A 12,941-nucleotide genomic window follows, 5' to 3' on the forward strand; every position below is an offset into this window, starting at 1 on the left:
GGAGAGTAGCGATGAAATGGATGATGGTTGTCATGTTGATGGCAGGGCTCAGTGGTTGTCACTGGCTGGATCAGACCAGAGTGACCGGAACGGGAGCTGTGGTCGAGCGCCAGCAGGCGCTTGGTGACGGGGTGACCCGGGTGCTGGCGGGGGTGCCTGCCACCCTCCATCTGGTTGCGGGGGAGCCGCGCGGTATCCTGATCAAGGGGCAGGAGAACCTGCTGCCCTATCTGGTGCTGACCGAGAGCGGTGACAAGCTGGAGATCGAGGTGAAGGAGGGTTACCGGCTCGAGCCTACCGAGCCGCTGGAGCTGACCATCACCTTGCCTGTGCTGAACGAACTGGCATTGGCCGGGACCGGCAACGGCGATCTGAGCGGTTTCAAGGGCGATGAGCTGGTGCTATCGGTGGCCGGTACCGGTGACATCGTCGCCAGTCAGCTGGAGCTGAAACGGCTGGAAGGGAATATCGCAGGCACCGGCAGTCTGGAGCTGGGCAGCGGTTCGGCACAGGCCATCGAGCTGAACATTGCCGGGTCTGGTGATGTGCTCGGGAGCGAGATGCGCGGCAACGAGGTAGAGGTCAATATCGCCGGCAGCGGTGATGTGGCGGTGCGGGCGCAGGAGACGCTGAAAGTCGGCATCGCCGGTTCAGGCAACATCGCCTACTGGGGCGATCCCAAGGTAGAGCAGCAGATCGCAGGCTCCGGCGGCGTGACCCGAGCGGGCAGCTGATATCAACCGATCACCACAACTGAAACAGGCCCGCAACGGGCCTGTTTTGATCAGAGGTGGCGGGCGTGAAAGCGCAGGTGCGCCTCGATAAAGCTCGCCACGAAGTAGTAGCTGTGGTCATAGCCCTCGTGGCGGTTGAGCTCCAGTGGCCACTCCTTGCTGGCGGCCACTTCGGCCAGCGCATCGATATGCAACTGCTCGGCGAGGAAGGGATCATCCAGCCCCACATCCACCAGGGTTGGTAGCGGCGTGACCGGCTGGTGGCGCAGCAGCTGGCAGGCATCCCACTCCTGCCACAGCAGAGGATTGCTGCCGAGATAGGCGCCAAGCGCCTTCTGGCCCCAGGGGCAGCGGCTCGGGTGGCAAATGGGGCTAAACGCCGACACCGAGCGGTAGCGACCCGGCTCTCGCAACGCGGCGATCAGCGCACCGTGACCGCCCATGGAGTGGCCGCTGATGGCGCGCCGGGTCGAGACCGGGAAGTGGGTCTCTATCAAGTCAGGCAGTTCGCGGGTGACGTAGTCATACATCTGGTAGTGCGCCTGCCAGGGGCTCTGGCTGGCATTGACGTAAAAGCCTGCGCCCATGCCGAGGTCATAACCGGGGTCGTCGGCTATGCCGTCGCCACGGGGGCTGGTGTCCGGCGCCACCAGTGCGATGCCGAGCTCGGCGGCGATGCGCTGGGCGCCCGCCTTCTGCATAAAGTTCTCATCGGTGCAGGTGAGGCCGGAGAGCCAGTAGAGCACGGGTACCTTCTGGCCGGTAAGGGCCTGAGGCGGCAGATAGATGGCAAAATTCATCTCGCAGCCGAGCACGCTGGCGTGGTGGCGATAGCGCTTGTGCCAGCCGCCGAAGCTCTTGTTGCTGCTGATAATCTCCAGATTCATCGAAAGACTCCTGCACCCCGCCCACGATGGCGGGCGGGGTGATCATGCTCAGTAGTGGATGACGGTGCGGATGCTCTTGCCTTGGTGCATCAGATCGAACGCCTCGTTGATCTGCTCAAGCGGCATGGTGTGGGTGATGAAGTCATCGAGGCGGAACTCACCTTGCATGTAGCGCTGCACATAGCTCGGCAGTTCGCTGCGACCGCGTACCCCGCCGAAGGCGCTGCCACGCCAGACCCGACCTGTCACCAGTTGGAACGGACGGGTGCTGATCTCCTGACCCGCTCCGGCGACGCCGATGATGACCGATTCGCCCCACCCCTTGTGGCAGCACTCGAGCGCCGCGCGCATCACCTTGACGTTGCCGATGCACTCGAAGGAGAAGTCGACGCCGCCGTCGGTCAGCTCGACGATCACCTCCTGAATCGGTTTGTCGTAGTCGTTCGGGTTGATGCAGTCGGTGGCGCCCAGCTTGCGGGCCAGTTCGAACTTGCTCTCGTTGATGTCGATGGCGATGATGCGACCGGCCTTGGCCAGACGAGCCCCGATCACCGCCGAGAGGCCGATGCCACCGAGCCCGAAGATGGCGACGCTCTCACCCTCTTTCACCTTGGCGGTGTTCATCACGGCGCCGATGCCGGTGGTGACGCCGCAACCGAGCAGGCAGACCTCTTCCAGCGGGGCGGCCGGGTCCACCTTGGCGATGGAGATCTCCGGCAGTACCGTGTATTCGCTGAAGGTGGAGGTGCCCATGTAGTGATAGATGGGCTGGCCATCTTTCGAGAAGCGGGTGGTACCGTCCGGCATCAGCCCCTTGCCTTGGGTGGCGCGGATCTTCTGGCAGAGGTTGGTCTTGCCGGATTTGCAGAATTTGCACTCGCCGCATTCGGGGGTGTAGAGCGGGATCACGTGATCGCCCACCTTGACGCTGGTGACCCCTTCGCCGACCGATTCGACGATGCCGCCCCCCTCGTGACCGAGAATGCAGGGGAAGACCCCTTCCGGATCTTCACCGGAGAGGGTGAAGGCATCGGTGTGGCAGACGCCGGTCGCGACGATGCGCACCCGCACTTCGCCCGCTTGCGGTGGCATGACCTCGACTTCTTCGATGGAGAGGGGCTGACCCGGGCCCCAGGCGATGGCGGCTTTACACTTGATGCTTTGAACCTGTGCCATGAATGACATCCTTCTTGTTGAGCAGGGTGAACAGAGATGAGTTCGGACATTCAGTGTAGTTTCCCGCCGATTTGGTGATAATGAGGGAAAATCTCAAATCACTTTTACACATAGGTAATAATGTTCGGCTGGGAAGGGATCTGTGAATTTGTCAGCGTGGCGGAGCAGGGGGGCTTTACTCCGGCGGCACGCAAGCTGGGAGTATCGGTGGCGCAAGTGAGCCGTCAGGTGGCGCAGCTGGAGGATCGGCTGCAGGCCAAGCTGCTGCTGCGCACCACCCGTCAGGTGCGGCTCACCGAGCTCGGCGAGATCTACTATCGCCACTGTCGTCAGCTGCTCGACAACCTCTACGAGGCGGAGCTGGCGGTGGGGCGCCATCAGGCGGTGCCGCAGGGTTCGCTGCGCATCACTGCCCCCGTCTCCTATGGCGAGAGCCGCATCGCCCCGCTGGTGAATGACTTCATGGTGCGTTTCCCCCAGCTGGAGGTGACCCTCAACCTCACCAACCAGCTGCTGGATCTGGTGCACGAAGGCTACGATCTGGCGCTTCGGCTTGGCCACCTCAAGGATTCGACGCTGGTGGCGCGCAAGCTGGCACAGCGGGTGCCCTATGTCTGCGCGTCACCGGCCTACACCGCCCGCCACGGCATGCCCAACAGCCTCTCCGAGCTGACCCGCCATACCTGTCTGGTGGGCAATAGCGACGAGTGGCACTTCACTCTGGATGGGCACTCCCACAGCGTGCGGGTGCGCGGCCTGTTGCAGTGCAACAGCGGCCACGCCCTGCTGGATGCGGCGCTCAAGGGGATCGGCATCATCCAGCTGCCGGACTACTACGTGAGCGACCATCTGGCCCGAGGCGAGCTGATCGAGTTGCTGCCTGAACTGCGGGCCCCGGCCGAGGGGATCTGGGCCCTCTATCCCCATAACCGCCACCTCTCCCCCAAGGTGCGGCTGCTGGTTGACTATCTGGCCGAGCGGCTGAGCGACCCTCAACAACCTGCGCTGGTGATGCCGATAGGCTAGGGTGTTCCCCAGCCGCTGACTTACCGGAGGCGGGCGACAGGTGCGATGGCCTGAAAATAAAAGAGCCCTTGAGGAGTCAAGGGCTCTTTTGCAGGCAACAACCGGATGGTCGGTGACTCATCACTCGATGTTCTGAATCTGCTCGCGCATCTGCTCGATGAGAACCTTCAGCTCGACGGCGGACTGGGTCACTTCGGCATTGATTGACTTGGAGCCGAGGGTGTTCGACTCGCGGTTGAACTCCTGCATCATGAAGTCGAGACGACGACCGCAGGCGCCACCCTTCTTCATGATCTTGTTGGTCTCGCTGATGTGCATCTCCAGACGATCCAGCTCTTCGGCCACGTCGATCTTCTGGGCCAGCAGCACGATCTCCTGCTCGATGCGGGCCGGGTCCAGCTCGACCTTGGCTTCGGCCAGCCGGTCGGTGAGCTTCTGGCGCTGCCACTCGATGATCTGCGGCAGGTGGACGCGCACCTTCTTCACTTCCACCTGAATACCGGCCAGACGCTGTTCGATCAGCGCCTTTAGGTTGGCCCCTTCGCTGGCGCGGGAGGCGAGGAAATCTTCCATGGTCTGGTCAAAACCGCCGAGCAGCTCGGTGGCGACCGCGTCCATGTCCTGCTCGGCGGCAGCCATGACGCCCGGCCAGCGCAGCACGTCGACCGGATTGAGCTGGCCCTGACCCGCCTCTTTCATTACCCAGCTGGCGCTGTCGATGATGAGCTTGGCCAGCTCTTCATTGATGTGCAGCTGGCTGGCTGCGGCCTGAGCAGCCTCGAAACGCAGGTTGCACTCCACCTTGCCGCGCTGCAGTTTGGCGCGGAAACGCTCACGCAGTACCGGCTCCAGGCTGCGCAGTTGCTCCGGCAGGCGAATGTAGGTCTCCAGATAGCGCTGGTTTACCGAACGAATTTCCCAAACGGCTGTGCCCCAGTCGCCCTTGAATTCCTTGCGGGCGTAGGCGGTCATGCTGTGAATCATTGATTGTTCCGAGCTTGATGAAGTGTGCGGCCAGTATACTCAGCCCGGCCCTGTTCGTCAGCCGATGCCGTGGTTTTAGCGGCTGATATTTGGGGCGGGATCACTTATAATCCCCCGCCAATTTGAGCCAGCCCAGAGGTCCGTTCCATGTCACGTCCAAGCGATCGCAGTGCCGCGCAACTTCGCCCGGTTACCATTACCCGCAATTTCACCAAACATGCAGAAGGCTCAGTGCTGGTGGAGTTCGGTAACACTCGCGTGCTCTGCACCGCCAGCGTCGACACCAGCGTGCCTCGCTTCCTGAAAGGGAAGAACCAGGGCTGGGTGACTGCCGAATACGGCATGCTGCCGCGCTCCACTCACTCCCGGATGAACCGCGAAGCGGCCTCCGGCAAGCAGAGTGGCCGCACTCTGGAGATCTCCCGGCTGATCGCCCGCTCCCTGCGCGCAGCGGTAGACCTGACTGCGCTGGGCGAGCACTCCATCACAGTTGACTGTGACGTGCTGCAAGCCGATGGCGGCACCCGCACCGCTTCCATTACTGGTGCCTGCGTGGCGCTGGTGGATGCGCTGAACTGGATGGTCGAGAAGGGCATGATCAAGCAGAGCCCGCTCAAGCAGATGATCGCCGCCGTCTCCGTCGGCATGTATCAGGGCGAAGCCATCTGCGATCTGGAGTACATCGAAGACTCCGCCGCCGAGACCGACATGAACGTGGTGATGACCGAAGATGGTCGCATCATCGAGGTGCAGGGCACCGCGGAGGCCGAGCCCTTCACCCATGAAGAGCTGCTGGAGATGCTGGCGCTCGCCAAGGGCGGCATCGCCGACATCATTGCGCTGCAGAAGCAGTCGCTCTCCTGATACCAGGACCTGTTGATGTTTCGGCACAAGTCGCGTTGCAGTGTCAAAGGATGCCAGGCTAGGCGCAGGATGCCGCCAATGGTTATTCCATTGGCAAGTCCTGCAACAACGCATGGCATCCTTTGCCACGCAACCCGTAGGGACGGGTCTGTTTTTGTGCATAACGTCGTTATTCGATGCCTCGTTTGGATTACCAAACTTCGCATCTCATGCCTAGTTCTGCGCAAAAACCGACTCCGTCGCGGCTGTGACGAAGCGTCAACAGATCCTGCAAACGCGGCATTGACCGCGTTTTTTTATACCCCCACACAAGACAACGACAAGCCAAGCAAGGAGCCAGAATGAAAGCCTACCAGCGTCAATTTATCGAGTTCGCCCTGGAGAAACAGGTCCTCAAATTCGGTGAATTTACCCTGAAATCCGGTCGTAAAAGCCCCTACTTCTTCAACGCCGGTCTGTTCAACAGCGGCCGCGATCTGGCCCGTCTCGGCCGCTTCTATGCCGCCGCCCTGATGGATGCCGGCATCGAGTTCGATGTGCTGTTTGGCCCGGCCTACAAGGGGATCCCCATCGCTTCCGCCACTGCTGTGCAGCTGGTGGAGCAGCACGATGTGGATGTGCCCTGGTGTTTCAACCGCAAGGAGGCCAAGGATCACGGCGAGGGCGGCAATCTGGTGGGCAGCCCGCTCAAGGGGCGCATCATGCTGGTGGACGACGTCATCACCGCCGGCACCGCCATCCGGGAATCCATGGATCTGATCCAGGCCAACGGCGCCTCGCTGGCGGGCGTGCTGATCGCGCTGGACCGTCAGGAGAAGGGCAAGGGCGAGCTCTCCGCCATTCAGGAAGTGGAACGTGACTACGGCGCCCACATCATCGCCATCATCCAGATGAGCGACCTGATCCAGTATCTGGAAGAGAAGCAGGGCGAACAGCCGGAGCTGGCTGAGCAACTGGCGGCCATGAATGCTTATCGCGCCCAGTACGGCATCTGAGCTCCGCTCACACCGCGCAATAGCTGAATGCGGCGCCCGTTTGCTCTCTGGCAGCAAACGGGCGCCGTTTTTTCATCTGCAAAAAGTGGATCATGTGGCTTGAGCTTACCCTTACAGTAAAGGTTAGGGTTTACCCGTCGGCGTTTTGTGGTGCCGACGGGTTCCGGGGAGGAACAACATGACCACTCATCTTCAATCACCCATTCATCTGCAGTTGCCGCTCAGCGGCATGAGCTGCGCCAACTGCGCAGGCCGCATCACGACCGCCCTCAACGAGCTTGAAGGGGTCGAGGCCACAGTCAACTTCGCGCTGGAGCAGGCGGCCATCGAGTTGGCCAGCCCCGATCGCCTGTCTGCGGTGCTCGACAGCATCAAGAGTCAGGGTTACGACTACGGCAGCGAGACCTTTTTGTTTCAAATTACCGGTATGACTTGTGCCGGTTGTTCGGCTCGACTGAACAAGATGCTGGCCGCGCTGCCCGGCGTTATCTCGGCCGAGGTCAACTTCTCCATCGAACAGGCCCGGATCGTGCTGGTCCCCGGGATGCAGACGCCAGCCGCTTTGCGCGAGCAGATCGAAGCGCTCGGCTTTGGCGCCCAGTTGGCACAAGGCTCGGCCAGCGGCCGTCGCCAGCAGTTGCTGGAGCGGGAAGCGCAGGAGGCCGCTACTGCCCGTCAGGCTCAAACCCGGGTCATCGTCTCGGCTTTGCTGACGTTGCCGCTGCTGGTGGGGATGCTGGCCATGGCCGGACTGTTCCCCTGGCATCTGCCCGCCTGGCTGGAGCTGCTGCTCGCCACCCCGGTGCAGTTCTGGATCGGCGCCCGCTTCTATCGCGGCGCCTGGCTCGCCATCAAGAACCGCGCAGCCAATATGGATGTGCTGGTGGCCACCGGTACCAGCGCCGCCTACTTCTACAGCCTCTATCTGTTGTTGACGCTGGGGATGGCTGCCAGCGGCAAGCTCTATTTCGAGGCGAGCTCCATCATCATTACCCTGATTTCGTTGGGAAAACTGCTGGAGGCACGGGCCAGACGCAGCACCCAGTCCGCCATTCGCGAACTGATGGCGCTGCGGCCGGAGACCGCCACCGTCTGGCGTGGCGAGAGCTGGCAGAGCGTCGCCATTGACGAGGTGCTGCGCGGCGATCGGTTGCGGGTGTTGGTGGGTGAGCGGGTGCCGGTGGATGGCAAAATCGTGAGCGGCGCCAGCGAGCTGGACGAGTCGATCCTCACCGGTGAGAGCCTGCCGGTGCCGCGCAGTGTGGGCGACAAGGTGCTGGGCGGTGCAATCAACCGCTCCGGTGTGCTGGAGATCGAAGCCACTACCGTGGGGGAGGATTCCAGCCTCAGCAAGATCATCGCGCTGGTGGAGAGCGCCCAGATGGGCAAGGCGCCGCTGCAGCAGCTGGTGGACAAGGTCTCCGCCGTGTTCGTGCCGGTGGTGATGGCCATCGCCCTGTTCACCCTGCTGGTGTGGTACGCCATCAGCAACGACTTCGGTCAGGCGCTGCTGGCGGCGGTGGCCGTGCTGGTGATCGCCTGTCCCTGCGCGCTGGGGCTGGCAACGCCGGCGGCCATCGTTACCGGCACCGGGGTGGCGGCGCGTCACGGCATTCTGATCAAAGATGTCGATACCCTGCAGAAGGCTCACGCCATCAAGGCGCTCATCTTCGACAAAACCGGCACGCTCACTCAAGGCAAGCCGGTGCTGGCGAGCTGGAGCGGCAATGACGAGCAACTGCGCCTCGCTGCCGCCCTGCAGCAGGCGAGCGAACACCCGCTGGCGCTGGCCATGCGCGAGGCAGTCGGCAAGGAGGCGATACTGCCTCAGCCCGATGAGGTAGAGGTGCGGGTCGGTGCCGGTATAGTGGGTCAGGTGGAGGGTCACAGGGTCGCTATCGGTAATGGTTCCCTGCTAGCCCAGCTCGGCATTGAACCGCCGCAACAGGATGAACAAGCCGCCGATGGGGCGACCCGGGTTTGGGTGGCCATCGACGGCGTGGTGGCCGGTATCGCGGCGCTGGCCGATACCCTGCGCCCCGAGAGTCCGGAAGCCATCGCCACTCTGCGTCAGCGCGGCATTGCCAGCTGGCTGGTGAGCGGCGATGCACCGGCGCCGGTGGCCCATATTGCCGCCAAGCTGGGGCTGGACGGGGCCTTTGACTCTGTACTGCCAGCCGGCAAGGTGGAGAAAGTGGAGGCGCTGCGGGCGCAAACCCGCGGGCTGGTGGCCATGGTGGGGGACGGGGTGAACGATGCTCCGGCGTTGGCGGCGGCGGATGTCGGCATCGCCATGGGATCCGGCTCCGATGTGGCGATGGAGACCGCTTCCATCACCCTGATGCGATCCGACCCGCGGCTGGTGGCCGATGCCATCGACATCTCGGCGGCGACCTGGCGCACCATCCAGCAGAATCTGTTCTGGGCCTTCGTGTTCAATATCATCGGCATTCCGTTGGCGGCACTGGGCTACCTCAGCCCCGAGCTGGCGGGGGCGGCCATGGCCCTGAGCAGCATTACCGTTTTGAGCAATTCCCTGTTATTGAAACGCTGGCAGCCCAGGGCGGCGCACGGGCCAGCATCCAACCCGATCAATAAGGAGGCATAAATGAACATCAGCAAGGTTGCCAAGGCCACAGGGCTGACTGCCAAGACCATCCGTTATTACGAGAGCATTGGCCTCATCACAGCCCCGGTACGCAGTGACAACGGATATCGCAGTTACACCGAGGGGGCGCTGCGCGAGCTGCGTTTCGTCAAGCGGGCGCGGGAGACCGGCTTCAATCTGGAGGAGTGTCAGGAGCTGCTGGCGCTCTATCGGGACGAGCACAGAACCAGTGCCCAGGTGAAGAAGCTGGCGCAGGAGAAGATCGTCGATCTGCGCGCCCGCATTGCCGGGCTGCAGGCCATGCTTACCTCCCTGGAAGGGTTGGTTTGCTGCTGCCACGGGGATGAAAATCCCGAGTGCCCGATCCTCGACGAATTGGAGAAGGGGTGAGCAAGGACTCACCTGCCAGCGCAGAAGAAATCGTTATTGATTGATTAACTTCTTAATAAGCGGCGCTTTATTGTTGCGGGTCAGGGGGTAATGGTAGACTGCTCGGCTCTTGTACAGGAGTACTCAGTTGACCCAGAGTGTGACACGCCAGGTTAAGCAGGCCATTATGGCCCAGCTCTATACCCATGCATCGTTCAGTCTCCCCTGTTTGGGCGTGTTGGCATTTGGCTGGAGTCTGCTGTTTCACGACTATCTACCCGCCATCGAAGCGCTCGGTTGGCTGGCAGGCACTTTCCTGTGGCTGCTGGGTCGGGGCTGGCACCTGCGCTGGCGTCGAGCCCGCCTGCACCAGACTCCGCTGCCGGTGTTGGAGCGGGAGCTCTTTATCGGAGCCACCATCACCTCCATCATCTGGGCCCTCGGGGTACTGCTCTACATGGACAAGCTGCCCGATACCTACCGGGCCGCCATGATGATGCTCTCCAGCCTCATTCTTACCGGCAGCGCCATCATGCTGTTTGGCAGCCGCCGTACCCTCTATGGTTCCGCCCTGCCGCTGGGCATGGCGATGCTGTTCGAGCTGGGCAATGGCAACGAGCAGGAGCGGATCGTCTCCTGCATGCTGGCGGGCTATCTGTTTGTCTTTCTGCCGACCCTGCTGCGCCGGATGCGGCGGGATCAGATCGCCTCGCTCCACCACCGTTTCTCCAACGCCGAGCTGGTTGCCGAACTGAAGGCTGTCTCCGAGCATTTGCGCCTCACCTCCCGCCTCGACGGACTGACCGGCATCGCCAACCGCGCCCATCTCGACGACTCTCTGGAGCGGGCCTGGCGGCGCTGTCACCGCGCCCGGGCGCCGTTGTCGCTGGTGCTGGTGGATGTGGATTACTTCAAGCAGTTCAACGATCTCTACGGCCATCAGCTGGGGGATGACTGCCTGCAACAGGTGGCGGGGCTGCTGGCCGAGGTGGAGCGGCGCGAGGACGATCTGGCGGCCCGTTACGGTGGCGAAGAGTTTGCATTGCTGCTGCCCTGCACCGGCATGCAGGGGGCACTGCAGGTGGCGGACAATGTGCGGCAGGCGCTCAAGGAGCTGGCCATCCCGCACCAGAAGTCACTGGTCTCCGGTCGGGTCACATGTAGTTTTGGTGTTGCGACACTGATACCGGACAACAGCATGAAAATCGCCGATTTGATCCAAAAAGCGGATGCGGCACTCTATCAGGCCAAGCATAATGGGCGGGATCGAATCGAAGTAGCCTTGATGGGTAAGGTTGCCTGAATTTAACGTGACAGATTAAAGAGGTTGTCTATGCAATGTCATCGTATCGAAGAGCTGCTGGAGTTGTTGCAGCCTGCCTGGATCAAGGAACAGGATCTCAGCCTGGTGCAGTTTGTTGCCAAACTGGCCCAAGAAGCGGGATTTGAAGGGCCTCTGTCCGAGCTGACCGACGACATGCTGATCTATCACCTCAAGATGCGGGAATCCGACAAGCAGGCGATGATCCCCGGTCTGGCCAAGGATCACGTGCCCGATTTCAAAGAGGCACTGCTCAAGGCCCGCGGAATCAAGTGAATCTTTAGCGGAAGCGCATCACCCCGGGGTGATGCGCTTTTTTGTTGCCGAAAATTGCGATCCAACCCCAATATTAGATACATCTAATCCACACAATTAGCATGCTGTTTAAGATATAATCCGCTCCATAACAAATAAGGGAGCGATGTCTTGCAATGGCCGACCACGATAAAATCGATATCAAGGACGTCACCGACAAGGGCGTAACCGGGACCTTCAACCCCAATACGTTCAAAGCCAGCGACGACAGATTCAACCCGGGTAACCGCATCTATGTGCGGGCCCAGAAAGGGTATTGGCAGCGGATGCGCAAGGCCATGGGCTGGTTCTTTGTGGCGCTGTTCGTGCTGCTGCCCTGGCTGCGTTACGACGGGCGACAGGCGGTGCTGTTCGACCTCGGTCACCAGCAGTTCCATATCTTTGGCGCCACCATCTGGCCGCAGGATCTGACCCTGCTCGCCTGGCTCTTCATGATCGCCGCCTTCGGACTCTTCTTTATTACCACCTTCCTCGGTCGGGTCTGGTGTGGCTATCTCTGCCCGCAGACAGTCTGGACCTTCATGTTCATCTGGTTTGAAGAGAAGCTGGAAGGGCCCGCCAACAAGCGGCGCAAGCTGGACGAGGCGCCCTGGAGCGGCGAGAAGCTGGCCCGTAAGGGGGCCAAGCATCTGGCCTGGCTGGCGATCTCGCTGGTGACCGGCCTGACCTTCGTCGCCTACTTCCAGGATGTAACTGAACTGGTGCCGGACCTCTTCACTCTGCAGGCCAGCGGATGGGTGCTGTTCTGGGTGATCTTCTTCACCATCATTACCTACGGCAACGCTGGCTGGATGCGTGCCATCATGTGTATCCACATGTGCCCCTATGCCCGCTTCCAGTCCGCCATGTTCGACAAGGACACCTTCATCGTCGGCTATGACACCAAGCGTGGCGAGACCCGTGGCGCCCGTTCCCGCAAGGCGGATCCCAAGGCGATGGGGCTGGGCGACTGTATCGACTGCGATCTTTGCGTGCAGGTCTGCCCGACCGGTATCGATATTCGCGACGGCCTGCAGTACGAGTGCATCAACTGCGGTGCCTGCGTCGATGCCTGCGACCAGACCATGGAGCGGATGGGTTACCCGAAAGGGCTCATCAGCTACACCACAGAGCACAAGCTGGCCAACGACTCCACCCATGTGGCGCGGCCCAAGCTGATTGGTTACGGGCTGGTGATGGCGGTGATGCTGGGGGTATTTGTCTACAACGCCATGTCCATCATGCCGATGGGGCTCGATATCTTGCGGGATCGCAACCAGCTGTTCCGCGAAAACAGCGAGGGGCTGATTGAGAACACCTACACCCTCAAGATCCTCAACAAGACCCTGCAGTCCCAGACCTACCAGCTGGATGTGGAGGGCTTGCCCGAGTATCAGTGGTTCGGCCCCCGTGAAGTGACCCTGAAGGCGGGCGAGATCTACACCCTGCCGGTCAGTCTGGCGGTCGATCCCTACAACCTGAAACGGCCGGCGCTGGATATCCAGTTTGTGCTGAAACGGGAGGGGGCTGCGCCCGATGACAGCAAGGGCAACCTGCGCCAGGGCAGCAAGTTTATCAGCCGGTTGTAACTGCGTGTGGCTGCGGGCCGGGCGTGACACCAGTCCGGTCACCAGCGAGCACGGCAACGCCGGTCAGTAGTGATAGAATGGGGCGCAACGGCGC

At 61.7% G+C, this 12,941-nt stretch carries 12 protein-coding genes; 9 read left to right on the forward strand and 3 right to left on the reverse strand.

The window, feature by feature from the left end; genetic code table 11:
* Positions 1-11 precede the first annotated feature (11 nt).
* Positions 12-734, forward strand: a complete 723-nt coding sequence (locus tag VF684_RS08705) for a head GIN domain-containing protein (protein WP_043823240.1) — start codon at positions 12-14, stop codon at positions 732-734.
* Between the two features lie 50 nt (positions 735-784).
* Here VF684_RS08705 and fghA read toward each other — a convergent pair whose 3' ends face one another.
* Positions 785-1,621, reverse strand: a complete 837-nt coding sequence (gene fghA / locus VF684_RS08710) for an S-formylglutathione hydrolase (RefSeq protein WP_421319702.1) — start codon at positions 1,619-1,621, stop codon at positions 785-787.
* A gap of 48 nt (positions 1,622-1,669) precedes the next feature.
* Positions 1,670-2,797, reverse strand: a complete 1,128-nt coding sequence (locus tag VF684_RS08715; RefSeq protein WP_120416233.1) for an S-(hydroxymethyl)glutathione dehydrogenase/class III alcohol dehydrogenase — start codon at positions 2,795-2,797, stop codon at positions 1,670-1,672.
* A 120-nt stretch (positions 2,798-2,917) separates the two neighbouring features.
* Between VF684_RS08715 and VF684_RS08720 the strand changes: the two genes are divergently transcribed.
* A complete protein-coding gene (locus tag VF684_RS08720; protein WP_139441597.1) occupies positions 2,918-3,823 on the forward strand; it encodes a LysR substrate-binding domain-containing protein in 906 nt (301 codons plus the stop codon).
* Between the two features lie 120 nt (positions 3,824-3,943).
* Here the strand turns inward: VF684_RS08720 and VF684_RS08725 are convergent, their stop codons facing one another.
* The gene (locus VF684_RS08725) at positions 3,944-4,807 is read right to left on the reverse strand and encodes a YicC/YloC family endoribonuclease (protein ID WP_005342032.1); all 864 of its coding nucleotides are present in this window, start codon (positions 4,805-4,807) and stop codon (positions 3,944-3,946) included.
* 147 nt (positions 4,808-4,954) lie between these two features.
* Between VF684_RS08725 and rph the strand changes: the two genes are divergently transcribed.
* From rph to ccoG, 7 genes are all read left to right on the forward strand, one after another.
* The gene (rph, locus tag VF684_RS08730; RefSeq protein ID WP_005339589.1) at positions 4,955-5,671 is read left to right on the forward strand and encodes a ribonuclease PH; all 717 of its coding nucleotides are present in this window, start codon (positions 4,955-4,957) and stop codon (positions 5,669-5,671) included.
* A gap of 341 nt (positions 5,672-6,012) precedes the next feature.
* On the forward strand, positions 6,013-6,666 hold the full coding sequence (pyrE, locus tag VF684_RS08735; protein ID WP_421248121.1) for an orotate phosphoribosyltransferase: 654 nt from the start codon (positions 6,013-6,015) through the stop codon (positions 6,664-6,666).
* A 178-nt stretch (positions 6,667-6,844) separates the two neighbouring features.
* Entirely contained in the window at positions 6,845-9,274 is a 2,430-nt protein-coding gene (locus VF684_RS08740) for a heavy metal translocating P-type ATPase (RefSeq protein ID WP_440174154.1), read from the forward strand.
* Positions 9,275-9,664, forward strand: coding sequence for a Cu(I)-responsive transcriptional regulator (gene cueR / locus VF684_RS08745; protein ID WP_005356117.1), 390 nt, complete (start codon positions 9,275-9,277; stop codon positions 9,662-9,664).
* A 127-nt stretch (positions 9,665-9,791) separates the two neighbouring features.
* Complete coding sequence (locus VF684_RS08750) at positions 9,792-10,946, forward strand: GGDEF domain-containing protein (protein WP_005339596.1); 1,155 nt, start codon at positions 9,792-9,794, stop codon at positions 10,944-10,946.
* Between the two features lie 30 nt (positions 10,947-10,976).
* Positions 10,977-11,240 (forward strand): YihD family protein, encoded by a 264-nt coding sequence (locus VF684_RS08755; RefSeq protein ID WP_005339598.1) that lies wholly within the window; start codon positions 10,977-10,979, stop codon positions 11,238-11,240.
* A 155-nt stretch (positions 11,241-11,395) separates the two neighbouring features.
* Complete coding sequence (gene ccoG, locus VF684_RS08760; protein WP_005357450.1) at positions 11,396-12,847, forward strand: cytochrome c oxidase accessory protein CcoG; 1,452 nt, start codon at positions 11,396-11,398, stop codon at positions 12,845-12,847.
* The last annotated feature ends 94 nt before the right edge of the window (positions 12,848-12,941 follow it).

Source organism: Aeromonas sp. Lyrl_2, from assembly GCF_051948815.1.
GTDB classification, from domain to species: Bacteria; Pseudomonadota; Gammaproteobacteria; order Enterobacterales; family Aeromonadaceae; genus Aeromonas; species Aeromonas veronii.